This is a genomic window from Actinomycetospora aeridis, assembly GCF_037400275.1.
In the GTDB taxonomy this organism is placed as follows: Bacteria; Actinomycetota; Actinomycetes; order Mycobacteriales; family Pseudonocardiaceae; genus Actinomycetospora; species Actinomycetospora aeridis.
Genome location: NZ_JBBEGL010000012.1, coordinates 17,902 through 35,272, shown reverse-complemented (window position 1 = coordinate 35,272; position 17,371 = coordinate 17,902). Strand labels below are relative to the sequence as shown.

12 protein-coding genes and 2 pseudogenes are annotated in these 17,371 nt (G+C 73.6%); 11 read left to right on the top strand and 3 right to left on the bottom strand.

Features of this window, described 5'->3' with window-relative positions:
* The 6 genes and pseudogenes from WCD41_RS27930 (at position 1) to WCD41_RS27905 (ending at position 9,256) form a co-directional block, all read left to right on the top strand.
* Positions 1-1,584 carry a class I adenylate-forming enzyme family protein gene (locus WCD41_RS27930; protein WP_337718582.1) on the top strand — a complete coding sequence of 528 codons (1,584 nt, stop codon included), beginning with the start codon at positions 1-3 and terminating at the stop codon, positions 1,582-1,584.
* 35 nt (positions 1,585-1,619) lie between these two features.
* Positions 1,620-2,722 (top strand): annotated as a pseudogene (locus WCD41_RS27925) (CaiB/BaiF CoA transferase family protein).
* A gap of 25 nt (positions 2,723-2,747) precedes the next feature.
* On the top strand, positions 2,748-5,732 hold the full coding sequence (locus WCD41_RS27920) for an AMP-binding protein (protein ID WP_337718514.1): 2,985 nt from the start codon (positions 2,748-2,750) through the stop codon (positions 5,730-5,732).
* Positions 5,733-5,763: 31 nt separating this feature from the next.
* Entirely contained in the window at positions 5,764-6,954 is a 1,191-nt protein-coding gene (locus tag WCD41_RS27915; protein WP_337718513.1) for an acetyl-CoA C-acetyltransferase, read from the top strand.
* An 11-nt stretch (positions 6,955-6,965) separates the two neighbouring features.
* A complete protein-coding gene (locus WCD41_RS27910) occupies positions 6,966-8,054 on the top strand; it encodes a CaiB/BaiF CoA transferase family protein (RefSeq protein ID WP_337718512.1) in 1,089 nt (362 codons plus the stop codon).
* A complete protein-coding gene (locus tag WCD41_RS27905; protein WP_337718511.1) occupies positions 8,051-9,256 on the top strand; it encodes an acetyl-CoA hydrolase/transferase C-terminal domain-containing protein in 1,206 nt (401 codons plus the stop codon). The genes WCD41_RS27910 and WCD41_RS27905 overlap by 4 nt, the downstream gene beginning before the upstream one ends.
* A gap of 2 nt (positions 9,257-9,258) precedes the next feature.
* Here WCD41_RS27905 and WCD41_RS27900 read toward each other — a convergent pair whose 3' ends face one another.
* From WCD41_RS27900 to WCD41_RS27890, 3 genes and pseudogenes are all read right to left on the bottom strand, one after another.
* Positions 9,259-10,437 carry a CaiB/BaiF CoA transferase family protein gene (locus WCD41_RS27900; RefSeq protein WP_337718510.1) on the bottom strand — a complete coding sequence of 393 codons (1,179 nt, stop codon included), beginning with the start codon at positions 10,435-10,437 and terminating at the stop codon, positions 9,259-9,261.
* The gene (locus tag WCD41_RS27895) at positions 10,434-11,168 is read right to left on the bottom strand and encodes an MmgE/PrpD family protein (protein WP_337718581.1); all 735 of its coding nucleotides are present in this window, start codon (positions 11,166-11,168) and stop codon (positions 10,434-10,436) included. The genes WCD41_RS27900 and WCD41_RS27895 overlap by 4 nt, the downstream gene beginning before the upstream one ends.
* Positions 11,154-11,833 (bottom strand): annotated as a pseudogene (locus WCD41_RS27890) (MmgE/PrpD family protein); the annotation flags it as partial. The pseudogene WCD41_RS27890 and the gene WCD41_RS27895, both read right to left, overlap by 15 nt.
* Positions 11,834-11,928: 95 nt before the next feature.
* Between WCD41_RS27890 and WCD41_RS27885 the strand changes: the two are divergent.
* From WCD41_RS27885 to WCD41_RS27865, 5 genes are read left to right on the top strand one after another with little or no spacing between them, the layout of a single operon-like run.
* Positions 11,929-12,411 carry a MaoC family dehydratase gene (locus WCD41_RS27885; protein WP_337718509.1) on the top strand — a complete coding sequence of 161 codons (483 nt, stop codon included), beginning with the start codon at positions 11,929-11,931 and terminating at the stop codon, positions 12,409-12,411.
* A 3-nt stretch (positions 12,412-12,414) separates the two neighbouring features.
* Positions 12,415-14,343: an AMP-binding protein gene (locus WCD41_RS27880; RefSeq protein WP_337718508.1), complete on the top strand. Its 1,929-nt coding sequence runs from the start codon at positions 12,415-12,417 to the stop codon at positions 14,341-14,343.
* Positions 14,340-15,503 carry an acyl-CoA dehydrogenase family protein gene (locus WCD41_RS27875; protein ID WP_337718507.1) on the top strand — a complete coding sequence of 388 codons (1,164 nt, stop codon included), beginning with the start codon at positions 14,340-14,342 and terminating at the stop codon, positions 15,501-15,503. The genes WCD41_RS27880 and WCD41_RS27875 overlap by 4 nt, the downstream gene beginning before the upstream one ends.
* Positions 15,503-16,237 (top strand): 3-oxoacyl-ACP reductase FabG, encoded by a 735-nt coding sequence (fabG, locus tag WCD41_RS27870; protein ID WP_337718506.1) that lies wholly within the window; start codon positions 15,503-15,505, stop codon positions 16,235-16,237. The genes WCD41_RS27875 and fabG overlap by 1 nt, the downstream gene beginning before the upstream one ends.
* Positions 16,234-17,352: a CaiB/BaiF CoA transferase family protein gene (locus WCD41_RS27865; protein ID WP_337718505.1), complete on the top strand. Its 1,119-nt coding sequence runs from the start codon at positions 16,234-16,236 to the stop codon at positions 17,350-17,352. The genes fabG and WCD41_RS27865 overlap by 4 nt, the downstream gene beginning before the upstream one ends.
* Positions 17,353-17,371: the final 19 nt, after the last annotated feature.

Here is a 17,371-nt window from a genome sequence, read left to right as displayed (position 1 = left end):
ATGTCCGACCTCGTGCCGCTGGGGCGGATGTACGCGAGCACCTTCGCCGAGTTCGCCGACCGACCCGCCGTGCGCGACGACCGCGGCGAGCTCACCTACGCCGAAGTGGGCGTGCAGGCGCGGCGCCTCGCCTCCGCGCTGCGCGGGCTCGGCCTGGCCCGTGGTGACCGCGTCGTGATCGTCGCGCCGAACAGCACCGAGTGGGCCGTGGTCGACCGGGCCGTCGCGATCGGGGGCTTCGCGCGGGTCGCGCTGCTCCCGCGCCTGCACACCGCCGAGCTGACCCAGATCGCGGCGGACGCGGAACCGTCCGTGCTGTTCGCCGACGCTCGCTGGCTCGGCGCCCACGGGCGGGCCTGGCTGCCGGCGGAGGTCGGGACGGTCGTCGCGATCGGACCGGGGGCGGCGCCCGAGGGCGCCGTCGGGTTCGCTGAGCTGGTGGCGGCGGGCCGCGACGAGGAGGCGCCGCTGCCCGACGGCACCGATCTCGCCGCGATCCTCTACACCTCGGGATCGACGGGTCGGCCCAAGGGCGTCGAGGTCACCCACGACAACGCCGGGGCCCGCATGCGCGGCATCGCGCACGAGCTCCCGGCCCTCCGCGTCCTGGGCGAGCGGGCCGTCGCGCTGCACACCGCGCCGATCAGCCACTTCAGCGGCGGCATCAACGAGGCCGTCACCGCCGCGGGCGGGCTCAACGTCTTCGAGCCTGCGTTCGACGCGGCCCGCGTCGTCGACCGGGCCTCGTCGGGGGAGATCACCGTGCTGCCCCTGGTACCGACGATGATCTCGATGGTCATCGAGGAGCTCGAGCGGCGGTCGGCGCCCACCGGGCGGGTGGGGGCGGTGACCGTCGTCCCGTACGCCGGCTCGGCCATCCAGCCCGACCGAGCCGAGAAGGCCCACCGCTGGTTCGGCGACACCATGCACCAGCTCTACGGGGCGAGCGAGGCCCAGATGCCGATCTCGGCTCTGGCGCCGCAGGACCACGTCACCGACACCAACGACCGCGGGCTGCCCCGGCTGGCGTCGGCGGGCCGCCCGGGCGCCCACGCCGAGGTCGCGATCGTGGACGCCGACCACCGGCCGCTGCCGGCGGGGGAGACCGGCGAGATCGCCACCCGTGGCGCGCACGTCGGGCCGGGCTACTGGCGCAACGACGCCGCCACGGCCGAGACGTTCCGCGACGGGTGGTGCTACACCGGCGACGTCGGGTACGTCGACGAGCACGGCTTCCTGTTCCTCCTCGACCGCCGCAAGGACATGATCATCACCGGCGGGTTCAACGTGTACCCCCGCGAGATCGAGAACGTGGTGTCGGCCATCCCGGGGGTCCGCGAGGTCGCGGTGCTCGGCGCTCCGGACGAGCGGTGGGGAGAGGCCGTGACCGCGTTCGTCGCGCTCGACCCCGACCGCGGCCCGACTGCGGACGCGGTGATCGACCACTGCCGGGAGCACCTGGGCGGCTACAAGGTCCCCAAGCAGGTGATCTCCGTGGACGAGCTCCCGAAGGGCGGTACCGGGAAGGTCGACAAGGTGTCGCTGCGCGAGCGGCTCTGGGCCGGGCAGGAGCGTCGGGTGTGACCGCGGGCCCCCTGACCGGCGTGCGGGTGGTGGAGATGGCCGGCATCGGCCCGGCCCCGTTCGCCGCCATGTCGCTCGCCGACATGGGCGCCGACGTGGTCCGTGTCGACCGTCCCGTCGCCGCCGAGATGCGCACCGCGCCGCCCGAGCAGGACGTGCTCAACCGCGGCAAGCGCTCGATCGTGCTCGACCTCAAGCACCCGGCGGGCCACGCGGCGCTGCTGACCCTGATCGAGGACGCCGACGTCCTGATCGAGGGCTTCCGCCCCGGCGTCATGGAGCGCCTCGGCCTCGGGCCGGAGGTGCTGCTCGCGCGCCGTCCCGGCCTGGTCGTCGGACGGATGACCGGGTGGGGCCAGAACGGACCCCTGGCCGACACCGCCGGCCACGAGGTCAACTACCTGGCGGTGGCCGGCGTGCTCGGGTCCCTCGGGACCGCGGGCGGGCCGCCCCAGGTCCCGCTGCCGCTGATCGGGACTACGGCGCGGGCGGCGCCTACCTGGTGATCGGCGTGCTCGGCGCGCTGTTCGCGGTGTCGCGCACGGGGCAGGGGCAGGTGGTCGACGCAGCCATGGTCGACGGCACGACCCACCTGCTGGCGGCGACCTGGTCGATGCTGGGCGCCGGGGCCTGGAACGAGGCCCGGGGCACCAACGACCTCGACGGCGCCGCTCCCTTCTACGCCGTCTACGAGACCGCCGACGGCGGGTGGGTGTCGGTCGGGGCCCTGGAGAACACGTTCTTCGCGACCCTGTTGCGGGAGCTGGGGATCGACGGGTTCGACCCCGCCGACCAGCACGACCGCGCCCGGTGGCCGCACCTGCGTGCGCTGCTGACCGCGGCGTTCGGCACCAGCACGCGCGACGAGTGGGCCGCGCACTTCGCGTCCTCCGACGCGTGCGTGACGCCGGTGCTCGGCCTGCGCGAGGCCGCGCGACACCCGCACCTGGCGGCGCGCCGCAGCGTCCTGACCGACGGCCGGCGCATCCAGCCCGGCACCGCGCCGCGGTTCGGCGCGTCCCCGCCGACCCCGCCCGGACCCTCGCCGCGACCCGGCGAGCACACCGTCGCCGTGCTGGCGGAGGCCGGGCTCCCGGCCGCCGAGCTGATCGAGAGCGGCGCGGCCCGCTCCGGCTGACCCGACCATCACGAAAGGCCGACTCGTGCCCTCGCTGCCCTCGCTCGACGACCTGCCCGGAGCCTCGTCCGTCCTGGGGCTGCTACGTCGGGTCGGGGCCACCGCCGTCAACGCCACGGACGTTCTCGCGCACGGTGGCTTCGTCACCGACGAGCAGTACTCGCCCTACGAGGTGGTGAGCACCCACCGGGTCCACAAGCTGCGCCGCTACTTCCCCGACGACGTGCCCCCGGATGCGCCGGTGATGCTGCTGGTGCACGCCTTGATGATCTCCGGCGACGTCTGGGACATCTCGCCGGACACGAGCGCCGTCGCGGCCCTGCACGGGATGGGCATCGACGTCTGGACCATCGATTTCGGGTGGCCCGAGCGCGAACCCGGCGGGTTGGAGCGCACCCTCACCGACCACGCCCTCGCCCTGAGCGACGCCGTCGACGAGGTCAGCGCCGCCACCGGGCGCGACGTCGTGCTGGGCGGGCAGTCCCAGGGCGGCATGTTCTGCTACCAGGTCGCCGCCTACCGGCGCGGCGCGAACATCGACTCCCTGATCACCTTCGGGTCGCCGGTCGACACCCGCGCGCCGATGGGCGTCCCGATGTCGCCCGAGAACGCGGCGGTGCTCGCCAGGGCGTACCTCGCCTCGGGTCTCGCCCGGCGAATCTCGATCCCGGGCTGGGCGATGCGGGCCGCGACCCAGATGCTCACCCCGATCGGCGTCGCCCAGGGCAAGGCGCAGTGGTACGCGAACCTGCACGACCGGGAGCGCCTGCTGCCCCGGGAGCGCCTGCGGATGTACCTCGACGGGCAGGGCTGGACCGCGTACGCCGGGCCGGCCTTCGCCGAGCTGCTCGAGCAGTTCATGGTCCACAACCGGATGCTCGAGGGCGGCTTCGTCTTCCGCGACCGGCTGGTGTCGCTGGCCGACATCGACGTCCCGATCCTCACCGTGGTCGGCAGCGCCGACCTGCTCGCGACGCCCCCGGCGGTCCGCGCGATCCGGAGGGCGGCACCTCGGGCCGAGGTCTACGAGCTCAACGTCCCGATCGGGCACTTCGGCATCATCGGCGGCGCGCGGGCCCGCAAGCTCACGTGGCCGACAGTGGGCGGGTGGATCCACTGGCGGGACGGGCAGGGCGAGCTCCCCGCCGCGCTGGTGCCCGCGGACCGCGTGGAGGAGTGGGACGCCGACGCCCTGAGCGGGATACGGCGATGGTTCGGGACCGCCGCCGATCTCTCGGTGGGCACCGCGGTCAGCGCGATCTCCGGAGCCGTCGGGGCCGTGCGCGGCGCGGAGGATCTCGTCCGGGCGGGGGTCGACCAGCTCGCGCGGCTCGGCGAGCTGGGCGACGTCGGGTCGGAGACGCGGATCTCGCTGGGGCTCCTGCTCGACGAAGCGGCGCGACGGGATCCGGGCGCGATCGTCTACGCCTTCGGCGACCGGGTGATCCGCCACGGCGACTTCAAGCGCCGCGTCGACAGCATCGTGGCCGTGATGCTGGGGCTCGGGATGCGCCCGGGGGAGCGGATCGGCGTGCGGATGGCGTCGCGCCCGTCGCTGCTCAGCGCGCTGGCCGCGATCAGCCGCCTCGGAGCGACCGCCGTGCTGCTGCGGCCCGACGGCGAGCTGGCCCGGGAGCTCGCGCTCGGCCGGGTCACCCGCCTGGTGACCGATCCGGAGAACGTGCCCGTGACCGCGGTCACGGACCTGCCGTGCTCGGTTCTCGGAGCGGGGTCGAACCGCGACGACCTTCCGGGACACGTGATCGACATGGAGGCGATCGACCCGGACCGGGTGCGCGTGCCGGCGTGGTACCGCCCCAACCCGCGGAACGCCGAGGACCTCGCGTTCGTGCTGTTCACCGGCTCCGGCGCGGGGACCCGCGAGATGCTGATCACGAACCGTCGCTGGGCGCTGTCGGCCCGCGGCGCCGCCGAGGCCGCGGGCCTCACCGCGACCGACACCGTCTACTCGGTCGCGCCGCTCCACCACTCGTCGGCGATCCTGCATGCGATGGCCGGCGCGATCGCCTCCGGCGCCCGGCTGGCCCTCGCGAGCGATCCCGACCCGGACACCTTCTGGAGCGAGGTCCGCCGGTACGGCGCCACCCACGTCTCCTACACCTGGACGTCGTTGCGGGCGATCACCGACCGGCCGCCGCACGCGAACGAGCCCGACCACCCGATCCGGGTCTTCATGGGCTCCGGTCTGCCCCGCGGGCTGTGGCGCCGCGTGGCCGAGCGGTTCGCGCCCGCGCGGGTCGTCGAGGTGTACGCCTCGGCGGAGGGCGAGGCGATCCTCGCCAACCCGAGCGGGGAGAAGGTGGGCTCTGTGGGGCGGCCGCTGCCAGGCACCCCCGAGGTGCGGGTGGTCGACTACGCGCTCGCCTCCGGACCCCATGGGTCGAGCTCCGCAGGCTCCGTCTCCCGGGGAATCGTGACCGACGCCGACGGCTACGCCCGGCCGAGCGCGCCCGGCGAGGTGGGCCTGCTGGTCGTCCGCGGTCGGGGGTCTGCCCGCCAGGACGTGGTCCCGCTGCGCAACCTGGTAGAGCCCGGGGACAGCTGGCTGGCGACCGGCGACCTGTTCACCCGCGACGAGGACGGCGACCTGTGGTTCGTCGACCACGTGCGCAGCCTGATCACCACCGCCGACGGCCCCGTGCTGCCGTCGGTGGTCAGCGGCACGCTGGAGGCCGTCCCCGGGGTCGCCCTGGCCACGGCCTACGGGGTGGGGGACGACAGGAACGACGGGAACGAGGTCCTCGTCGGCGCCGTGCGCCCGCTACCCGGCGCCCGGATCACCGGTGACGCGCTCGCCCGCGCCGTCCGCGTCCTGCCCCGGGCGCAGCGGCCCGCGTTCGTCCAGTCCGTCCGCATCCCCACCACCACGTGGGCGCGTCCCGACGTGGCGTCGCTGCGCCGCGGCGGGGTCCCGGCCCCGCGCCGGAACGTGACGGTCTGGTGCCTGGCGGCCGACGGGGAGACGTACGAGGAGCTGCCGCGTGCGTGACGCGCGCCCATAGATTATATATGATGCGTGGATGCGACGTGCTGCGATCGTGTCCCCCGTCCGCACCCCGGTGGGGGCCTTCGGCGGGGCGCTGCGGGGCGTGTCGGTGGAGGACCTCGCGGCCACGGTGGTGAACGCCGTGATCGAGCGGACCGGGGTCGACCCCGAGCGGATCGAGGACGTGGTGTTCGCGCAGTCCTACGCGAACTCCGAGACACCGTGCGTCGGGCGGTGGGCGGCGCTGCACGCCGGCCTGCCGATCTCGGTGCCGGGGCTGCAGACCGACCGTCGGTGCGGCGGCGGGCTCCAGGCCCTGGTCACGGGCTCGATGATGGTGCAGACCGGTGCCGCCGACGTGGTGCTCGTCGGGGGCGTGGAGAGCATGTCGAACATCGAGTACTACTCGACGACGGCCCGCTGGGGCTCGCGGGCCGGCACCGTGTCGCTCTACGACCGCCTCGACCGCGGTCGGGAGCGTTCGCAGCCCGAGCACCGCTTCGGTGCGATCAGCGGGATGATCGAGACCGCGGAGAACCTCGCCGAGCGCTACGGCATCACCCGGGAGCAGGCCGACGAGTTCGCCGCCGGCAGCCAGCGTCGGGCGGCGGCCGCGTGGGAGCGCGGGGCTTTCGCCGACGAGGTCGTGCCGGTGAGCGTGCCGCAGCGGCGTGGCGAGCCGGTGGTCGTCGCTCGCGACGAGGGCGTCCGGCCCGACTCCACGCCGGAGACTCTCGGGAAGCTGCGCACGATCATTCCGGGCGGCACGGTCACCGCGGGCAACGCCGCCCAGCAGAACGACGCCGCGGCGGCTTGCCTGGTGGTGGCCGAGGACGCGCTCGGCGACATGGAGCCGCTCGGGTTCCTGGAGGGCTGGGCGGCGGCCGGCTGCGACCCGGCGGTCATGGGGATCGGACCGGTGCCCGCGGTCGAGAAGCTGTTCGCGCGGACCGGCGCGACCTTCGAGGACCTCGACCTCGTCGAGATCAACGAGGCGTTCGCGGTGCAGGTCCTCTCGGTGCTCGCCGCCTGGGGGTGGCACGACCCGGACCGGCTCAACGTCAACGGCTCGGGCATCTCGCTGGGACACCCCATCGGCGCGACCGGCATGCGAATCCTGACCACGATGCTGCACGAGCTGCGCCGCCGTGGCGGGCGGCGCGCGCTGGAGACCATGTGCATCGGTGGCGGCCAGGGCATGGCCGCCCTGTTCTCGGCGGCGTGAGGAGGCCTGACGTGGGACCCCTGGACGGACTGAAGGTCGTCGAGCTCGCGGCGGTCGGGCCCGGCCCGCACGCGGGCATGTACCTGGCCGATCTCGGCGCCGACATCGTGCGCATCGACCGGCTCGGTGGCGAGCAGATCGGGCGCCCCGACGCGTCCGACCCGATGCTGCGCGGGCGCCGTCGCGTCGACGCGGACCTCAAGACCGACGAGGGCCGGGCCACGCTGCGCGCCCTGGTCGAGCACGCCGACGTGCTGCTCGAGGGCTACCGGCCCGGGGTCGTCGAGCGTCTCGGCGTCGGGCCGGACGAGCTCCTGGCGGTCAACCCTCGGTTGGTCTACGCGCGCGCGACCGGGTGGGGGCGCGAGGGCCCGCTGGCCGACCGTGGCGGCCACGACCTCAACTACCTCTCGCTGACCGGGGCGCTGCACGCCCTCGGCGCCGCCGACGCGTGCCCGCCCCCGCCGCTGAACATGGTCGGCGACTACGGCGGCGGTTCGATGCTGCTGCTCACCGGCGTCCTGGCCGGGCTGTGGCACGCGGCCCGCACCGGGCGCGGACAGGTCGTCGACGCCGCGATGATCGACGGTGTCGTCGGGCTCTCCCAGAAGGTGTGGTCGCTGCTCGCGCAGGACCGCTGGGTCGACGCCCGGGAGTCCAACGTCATCGACGGGCACGCCCCGTACTACCGGACCTACCGCTGCGCCGACGGCGGGTTCATGGCGGTGGCCGCCATCGAGCGGAAGTTCTACGCCCAGCTCCTCGACGGACTCGGACTCGACCCCGCCGACGTCCCCGACCGCGACGACCGCCACGCCTGGGGGCGGCTCGCCGCGCGCTTCGAGGAGGTGTTCGCCACGCGGCCCAGGCCGGAGTGGGAGGCCGTGTTCGCCGACCTCGACGCCTGCACGACGCCGGTGCTGTCCTGGAGCGAGGCTCCGCACCACCCGCAGATCGCGGCGCGGGGCAGCATCGTCCACGCGCACGGCGCCCACCAGGCCGGGCCCGCCCCGCGCTTCTCGGCGACGCCGCCCGCCCTCCCCGCGCCGATGGCCGACCCGATCCCGCTCGACCACGTGCTCGCCGGCTGGGCGCCGTGACCGTCGCCGAGCACCTCCGTCCGGGCGACACGGTCCTCATCGGCCAGACCGTCGCCGAGCCACCGGTGCTGGTGGACGAGCTCGTCGACGCCGCCCGGACCGTCGAGGCCGTCACGGCGGTGTGCGGGTACGTCACGAGCGACGCGTGGCGACGGGCGACCCCGGGACACCCCCGCGTGGTCGGCTACGCCGCGGCCGGTGCCTTGCGCACGCTCGCCCCCGGCGTGCTCGACTACCTCCCGGTGCACCTGAGCCGCATCGAGGACCACGTCACGTCCGGCCAGTTGCCGGTCGACGTCGTCCTGCTGCAGGTGGGTCCGGCCGACGCCGACGGCTACCACGACCTTGGCGCCGCGGTCGACTACGTCGCCGCCGCCGCACAGCGGGCCCGCGTGGTGCTCGCGGAGATCCACGAGGACATGCCGCGCACTCGCTCGCGGTCCCGTCTCCACCGGTCCCGTATCACCGAGGCCGTGCCGTCGCGACGACCCCTGCCGAGCGCCGCCGCCCGTCCGCCGAGCGCGACGGACCGGGCGGTCGCGGCCGCCGTCGTCGACCTCGTGCCCGACCACGCGGTGATCCAGATGGGCATCGGTGGGCTCCCCGACGCCGTCGCCTCCGAGCTGCGTGGCCGGCGGGGCCTGCGCGTGCGCTCGGGCCTGGTGGGGGACTGGCTGCTCGAGCTCGCGCACGCAGGCGCCCTCGCCGAGGGTCCGGGCACGGTGGTGGCCGGCATGGCTCTCGGCTCGCCCGAGCTCTACGCCTTCCTCGACGGCCACGACGGCGTGGAGTTCGCGCCGGGCGCCGACGCGGGCGCCGTCGAGCGCTGCGCACCGTTCGTCTCGGTGAACTCGGCGCTCGAGGTCGACCTCCTCGGCCAGGTCGGGGCGGAGTTCATCGGTGACCGGCTGGTCGGCGGCGTCGGCGGCCAGGCCGACTTCTTTCGGGCGGCGCACCGCGGCGGGGACGCGAGCGCCGCGGTGGTCGCCCTCCCGTCGGTCACGCCGACCGGCGCGAGCCGCATCGTCGCCCGCGTCTCCAGCGGTGTCGTGACCTCGTCGAAGAGCGACGTCGACGTGGTCGTCACCGAGTGGGGCGCCGCCGACCTCCGGGCGTGCACGGTCTCGGAACGCCTCGAGCGCCTCGTGGCGATCGCGCACCCGGACCACCGCGCGGCACTCGGAGCCGCTCGACCGGCCTGAGGTCAGCCCTCGGCGCCGAGCACGCCGGTGGCGATCAGCTTCTCGACCTGCTCGTCGTCGTAGACCTCGCCCGCGATCTCGCGGGTGTGCTGGCCGATCCGCGGGGTCGGGCGGCCGCGGTCGGGGCGGGCGCCGTCGAACCGCCACGGCGGGCGCAGCAGCGTCGTGCCGTTGCTGCCGGGCTCGAACAGCTCCAGCCACTCGGTCTGCGGGTGCGCGACGTAGGAGGCCATGGTCTGCACCGGGGCGAACGGGACGTCGAAGCGGGTCAGGCGCTCCTCCCACTCGTCCAGCGACCGCCGGGCGAACTCGGCCTCGACGATCGGGACGAGCTCGAAGTAGTTCGCCTCGCGGTGCCGGTACGGGGTGAACCGCGGGTCCTCGATGAGCTCCGGGCGCTCCATGGCCGCGCAGAGGTTGCGCCAGAACTTCTCCGAGGAGGACAGGTGGACCGCGATGTTCTCGCCGGACGCCGTGGGCGCGCAGAAGTTCTGGGCCTGAGGGTGCCGGGTCGTGCGGCTGGGATCCGCGCCGGTGTCGACGTACTGGCTCAGGGCGTCGGTCGTCAGGACGCTCACGGCCTCGTACAGCGACGTGTCGACCCGGACGCCCGCGCCGGTGGCGCCGCGACCGACGAGCGCGGCGAGGATGCCGGCCGCGCTGGTCAGCCCGGTGATGACGTCGGCGAAGATCGTGCCGGAGAGCTGTGCCTGACCGGGCTCGCCGAGCAGCGAGTAGATGCCGCCGTAGGCCTGCCCGATGGTGTCGTACGCCGGGCGGTCCCGCAGGGGGCCGCCGTCGCCGAAGCCGTTGACCGACGCGAACACCAGGTCGGGTGCCAGTGCGGTGCACACGTCGGGCCCCAGCCCCAGCGCGGCGAGCTTGCCCGGCCGCATGTTCTCGAACAGGACGTCGGTCGTCGGGAGGAGCTCCTTGACGAGCTCGAGACCCTCGGGGGTCTTGAGGTCGACGGCGAGGCTGCGCTTGCCGGCGTTGACCTGCGCGAAGTAGGGGCTGCGGTCGTTGTCCTTGCGGCGGAAGTCGTCGCCCGCCGTCGACTCCACCTTGATGACGTCGGCGCCGAGCGCACTGAGCAGCGCGCCGCCCATGGGCATCGAGATGTAGCCGCCGACCTCCAGGACGCGGATGCCGGCCAGCGGCTTCTGCGGGACGCGGCTCACGGGACCACCAGCTGGTCGGCGAGGACGGAGACCGGGGCGTCGAGGTCGCCGCCGGTGATGGTCGCGAGCAGCTCCTCGCTGCGCTCGGGCCCGAGGCGCCCCGCCGTCAGGTCCCGGAACTTCGCGTCGAGGTCCGCCCGGGAGATCGGGTTCTCGGCCGTGCCCGCCGAGTCCTCGACGAACAGGTGGGTGCGCGTGCCGTCGGTGAAGCCCACGTCGATGTCGGCGACCCACTTGCCGGGATAGCCGGCGTCGAGCCCGGGGTCGGGCGTGATCCGGACCCGGCGGGCGAGCTGGGCGACCTCGCTGTCGTCGGTGAGCTTCAGCCGACCCTCGAGGTAGTCGTGGTGGGTCGTGAATCCGTTGCCGTGACCGGTCGCCGCCAGGGCGAACTGGAAGGGCAGGCTGTACTGCAGGCTCTCGATGGAGTGCGGGGCGTAGGCGTTCGCGTTCCGGTTGCCGACGACGACGTCGCCGCCGGACTGGATGCGCAGCTCGACGCCGTCGATCTCCGCGGCCCGGTCGGTGAGCGTCCGCGCCCCGTCCACGAAGCCGTGGCAGCAGCCGCAGCAGCAGTACGGCTTGATCCAGACCTTCGTGATCTCGAAGGGCCGGTCGGGCGCGAACCGGGCGGCGGCGTCGGCCGCGATCTCCCGGCCCTTGTAGACCGGGAAGAAGCCCTTGGAGCCGGTCAGGTAGGCCCGCGGGCCGGTGATCCCGGCGGCGGCCATCTCGGCCGCGCGGATCCCGTTGCGGGTGCCGATCCCGGCGTGCAACCGCTTCACCGACCCGCCCGACGAGGTGTACTCGGTGGTGCCCGCGCAGTGGCTCATCGCGATGGCGAGGGCGTGCGTGGTCTGCTCGACGTCGTAGCCCCGCATGGCCGCGACGACCGCGGCCGCACCGAAGGGCGACAGCAGGGCGTGCGGGTGGAACCCCCGTTCGAGCAGGTCCGGCGCGGCCAGCACGCCGATGCGGGTGTAGGCCTCGTAGCCGGCGACGACGCCCAGGAGGACCTCGCGCAGCGAGGCGCCGTCCTCCTCGCGATCGCCAGCGCGGTCGACACCACGCAGCTGCCGGGGTGACTCGAGCTGGCGCGGTGCGCGTCGTCGTACTCGAAGCTGTGCCCGAGCGTGGCGTTGACGAACGCCGCGTCGCCCGCGCCCATGACATCGCCGCTGACGACCACGCGCGAGCTCCCCGGGGTGCGGTTCCCCCGCGCCAGGTCGACCACGGCGCGGCTCCACGGGAGCGCCTCGCACCCGACCTGCAGCCCGAGCTGGTCCTGCATGAGGCGTCGTGCGCCGTCGAGCACCGCGGGGGAGAGCACGTCCGCGTCGAGGGTCGCGACGAGGTGCGCGAGAGCGGCCTCCACGGGTGGGGTCTCGTCGGTCATCTGGGTGTCCCTCGCTCTCGTCGTCCCTGGCGTGCCCTACGAAGATAATATATTGTGCATCTCGTTGGAACCCGTTCGACGAAGGAGCGCGAGCCATGCCCGGTCTGTACTTCGAGGAGCTCGAGCCCGGTCTCGTGGTCGACCACCCGACGCGCCGGACGGTCACCGAGATGGACAACGTCCTGTTCTCGAGCCTGACGCTCAACCTCGCGCCGCTGCACCTCGACGAGGAGTACAGCAAGGGGTCGATCTACGGTCAGCGGCTGGTGAACAGCCTGTTCATCCTCGGTCTGGTCTCGGGCATCACCGTTCCGGAGACGACCCAGGGCACCACGTTGGGCAACCTCGGTTTCGGTGAGGTCAAGTTCCCGAAGCCGGTCTTCCACGGCGACACCGTCCACGTGCGGACCGAGATCGTGGACCGGCGCGAGTCCAAGAGCCGGCCCGACTCCGGGATCGTCACCTTCCGCCACCTCGGGATCAACCAGCGCGACGAGATCGTCTGTGACGCGACCCGGATGGGCCTGATGCAGAAGCGCTCGGCGGCCGAGCAGCAGACCGCCGGCGCGCAGGCCTGACCCGTGGTCAGCACCGAGCCCGCGTGGGTTCCCACCGCCGCGCAGCGGGAGCGCAGCCGCCTGCTCGACGCCGTGGCGCGGTACGGCTACGACGACCTCGGCGACCTGCACCGGTCGTCGGTCACCGATCCCGAGCGCTACTGGCGCGAGGTCGTCGACGACCTCGACATCGCCTTCTCCGAGCCGTTCGACCGGGTGCTCGACGAGTCCGAGGGCAAGCCCTTCCCGCGCTGGTTCCCCGGCGGCCGGATCAACGTGGCCAGCCTCTGCGCCGGTCGCCACGTCGACGGTCCCTCGGGCGGCAAGGAGGCGGTCGTCTACGAGGGCGATGCCGGCCGGCGACGCAGCCTGACCTACGCCGAGCTCGACGCCGAGGTCCGGCGGTGCGCGGCGAACCTCGCCGCGCTCGGGGTCGCCCGCGGTGACCGTGTGGTGCTCTACCTGCCCGTCGTGCCCGAGGCCACGGTCGCCTTCCTGGCGATCGCCTACCTCGGGGCGGTGTCGGTGCCCGCGTTCACCGGCTACGGGCCCGAGGCACTCGGGACCCGGCTGCGAGAGTCCGGTGCCGTCGCCCTGGTCACCGCCGACGCCACGACCCGCCGCGGCAAGCGGGTGCCGCTCAAGGAGATCGCCGACGCCGCGGCCGCGTCGGCGCCGGAGCTGCGCCACGTCGTGGTGGTGCGTCATCTCGGCGACGAGGTCGCCATGGAGCCCGGCCGCGACGTCTCCTGGGACGAGCTCCCGGCCGACCCCGCGCCGGTCGCGATGGCCGACACCGGGTCGAACGACCCGCTCTGCATCGTCTACACCTCGGGCACGACGGGTCTGCCCAAGGGCATCGTCCATTCCCACGCCGGGTTCGCGGTCAAGACGGCGGTCGACTTCGCCTACGGGTTCGACGTCCGCAGCGACGACGTCGTGGCCTGGATCGCCGACCTCGGCTGGCTGGTCGGGCCCATGCTGATCGTGGGACCGCTGCAGCTCGGCGCGACGGTGGTGTTCACCGAAGGGGTGCCCACCCACCCGCGACCGACCCGGATGTGGGAGATCGTCGAGCGCAACGGGGTCACCGTCCAGGGCATCGCCCCGACCGCGGCGCGGGCGATCCTCGCCGCGGACGGCGCGCCCCGCACCGACCTCGCGACCCTGCGGGCGTTCGTCTCCACCGGCGAGGCCTGGGACGAACCGACGTGGCACTGGCTGTTCGGCACGGTCGGCCGCTCGCGCCGTCCGATCATCAACTTCTCCGGCGGCACCGAGGTCGGCGGCGGGATGCTCATCAGCTACCCGTTCCTGCCGATGGACGCGGCGACCTTCACCGCCGCGCTGCCGGGGGTCGATGCCGCGGTGGTCGACACCGAAGGCCGGCCCGTGATCGACGAGGTGGGGGAGCTCGTCGTCCGCACCACCTTTCCCGGTATGACCCACGCCTTCTGGGGCGACCGCGAGCGCTACCTCGCCACCTACTGGGATCGCTGGGACGGCATCTGGCAGCACGGCGACCTCGCCAGCGTCGATCACGCGGGCGTGTGGCGGATCCACGGCCGCTCCGACGACACCATCAAGGTCTCGGGACGGCGCGTGGGACCGGCCGAGATCGAGGCCGCCCTGCTGGTCGATCCGCGGATCGCCGAGGCCGCGGCCATCGGGGTGCCCGACGACGCGCGCGGTCAGCGGGTGGTCGCCTTCGTCGTCCTGCGGAGCGACGACGCCGAACAGGCCGACGTGGCCGCCACAGCCGTGACAAACGTCGGTCGCTCGTTCGCCCCCGCGCTGCACGTCGTCCGCGGCCTGCCCAAGACCACCAACGGCAAGATCATGCGCCGCGCCATCCGCGCCCGACACCTGGGCACGCCGCCCGGCGACCTCTCCTCGCTGGACGCCTCGACGTCCCTCGACGACATCCCGACCCTGGAGGAGGCACGATCATGAGCGCCACCGATGAGGGTGACCTCGAGCTCATCCGCAAGACCGTCCGCGAGCTCTCCCGCAAGTACGACTGGGAGTACTGGCGCGAGAAGGACAAGAAGCACGAGTACCCGTGGGAGTTCGTCAAGGCGTTCGCCGACGGCGGGTGGCTCGGCGCGATGATCCCCGAGGAGTACGGCGGGATCGGGCTCGGGCTCACCGAGGCCGGGGTGATGATGCAGGAGATCGCCGGCTCCGGCGCCGGGATGAGCGGCGGCTCGGCGATCCACTTCTACGTCTTCCCGCCCGCGCCGATCGTGCGGCACGGCTCGGAGGAGATGAAGCAGCGCGTGCTGCCGAAGATCGCCTCCGGCGAGCTGCTCATGGCCTTCGGGGTCACCGAGCCGACCGCGGGCGTCGACACCTCGCGGATCACGACGAAGGCCACGAAGATCGACGGCGGCTGGGTGATCAACGGGCAGAAGGTCTGGATCACCAACGCGCAGAACGCCCACAAGATCCTGCTCCTGGCGCGCACCTCTCCGCGCACCGAGGAGAAGCCGTTGCACGGCATGACGCTGTTCTATGCGGACATGGACCGCTCGAAGATCACGATCCGCGAGATCGACAAGCTCGGCCGGGCCGCGATCGACTCGAACGAGCTGTTCATCGACGGGCTGGAGGTCGCCGACGCCGACGTCGTCGGTGAGGTCGACAAGGGCTTCTACTACCTGGTCGACGGGCTCAACCCGGAGCGCACCGTCGTCGGGCTCGAGGGCGTCGGCCTGGGCCGTGCCGCGCTCGACCTGGCGAGCCAGTACGCCAAGGACCGCCGGGTGTTCGACCGGCCCATCGGCCAGAACCAGGCCGTCGCCCATCCGCTCGCCGACTCCTGGATCCGCCTGGAGGCCGCCGAGATGGTCGCGATGAACGCGGCCCGGCTCTTCGACGAGAACAAGGCGTGCGGGCCGGAGTCCGCCGCGGCGAAGTTCCTCGGCGCCGAGGCCGGCTTCGAGGCCTGCGACCGCGCCCTGTCGACCTTCGGCGGCTACGCCTACGCGAAGGAGTACCACGTGGAGCGGCTGTGGCGGGAGGTCCGGCTGCTGCGCAACGCCCCGTTCTCCCAGGAGATGGTGCTGAACTACGTGTCGAACCAGGTCCTCAAGCTGCCGCGGGCCTACTGATGGGGCTCCTCGACGGTCAGGTCGCCGTCGTCACGGGTGCCGCGCAGGGCATCGGCCTGGCCATCGCCGCGGCCATCGTCGGGGCCGGCGGCCGCGTGCTCGTGGCCGACCTGGACGCCGGCGCGGCGAAGGAGGCGGCGGACTCGCTCGGCGACGGCGCCGACGCGACCGCCTGCGACGTCACGTCCGAGGCCGACCAGGCAGCGATGGTCGACGTGGCCCTCGAGCGCTTCGGGCGCCTCGACCTGCTCGTGAACAACGCCGGCGTCACCCGGGACGGCTACATCGCCAAGCTCGCCGAGTCCGACTTCGATCTGGTGGTGGACACCAGCCTCAAGGGTGCCTGGCTGGGTACCCGCGCCGTGGCGCCGTTGTTCCGGCGCCAGCAGGGGGGTGCGATCGTGAACATCTCGTCGCTGTCGGGGAAGGTCGGCAACCCCGGCCAGACCAACTACAGCGCGGCCAAGGCCGGGCTGGTCGGTCTGACCAAGGCCGCGGCCAAGGAGCTCGGCCCGTCCGGGGCGCGGGTCAACGCCGTCCAGCCCGGTCTGATCCGCACCGCGATGACCGAGGCGATGAAGCCGGAGATCTTCGCGGCCAAGGAGGTCGAGGTACCGCTCGGTCGCGCCGGGACCCCGGAGGAGGTCGCCGGCACGGTGGTCTACCTCGCGTCGCCGCTGGCCTCCTACGTCACCGGCGCGGTGATCGAGGTGACCGGGGGGCGCGGCCTGTGACCGGGCCGCTGGCGGGGGTGCGCGTGGTCGCCCTGCACGGCATGGGGCCGACGCCGTTCGCCTGCATGCTGCTCGCCGACCTCGGGGCAGACGTCGTCCGCGTCGTCCGTCCCCCGAACCGGCAGAGCCGCGCGCTCACCCAGACCGACGGGATGGCCCCGGAGCACGACCTCGCCAACCGCGGTGTCACGTCCACGGCCGTCGACCTCAAGTCGCCCGACGGCGTCGAAGGGGTCCGCTGCCTCGTGGACGCCGCCGACGTGTTCGTCGAGGGCTACCGGCCGGGTGTCGCGGAGCGCCTGGGGCTGGGACCCGATGAGCTGCGTCGGCGGTGTCCGGCGCTGGTGTACGCGCGGCTGACCGGCTACGGCCAGTCCGGCCCCCTGGCGCACCAGGCCGGCCACGACATCAACTACCTCGCCCAGTCCGGAGCGCTGCACGCGATGGCCCGACGGGGCGAGGCGCCGACCCCGCCGATCAACCTGCTCGGCGACTACGCCGGCGGTGGGCTCATGGCGGCCTTCGGCATCGTCTCCGCCGTCCTCGCCGCCCGGGCCTGTGGGCAGGGCCAGGTCCTCGACGCCGCGATGCTCGACGGCGTCGCCGTCCTGACCACCAAGATCCAGGGACTGCGCGCCGCGGGGCTCTACTCCGACGAGCCCGGGACGAACGACCTCGACTCGGGGGCGCCGTTCTACGACACCTACCGGTGCGCCGACGGCCGCTACGTGGCGGTCGGGGCCCTCGAGCCCGACTTCTACGCCGAGTTCGTCAAGGGCCTCGGCGTGGACACCGACGGGTGGCCCGAACAGGAGGACCGCCCGGCGTGGCCGCGGCTGCGCGAGCTCATCGCCGACGCCCTGGCGACGCGGACCCGCGACGAGTGGGCGGCGGTGTACGCCGGGACCGACGCGTGCGTGAGCCCCGTGCTGACCTTCGACGAGGCGGCCGAGCACCCGCACAACACCGAGCGTGAGGTCTTCCGCGACGTCGACGGCATCCTGCACCCGATGCCCGCGCCCCGCTTCGACACCACCGGGTGCAGGGCACCGGCCGCGCCGTCCCCGGCCACTGTCGAGCTCGCCGACCTCCTGCGCGCGTGGGCCCCGTGCTGACACGCGGAGCGGTGATCCG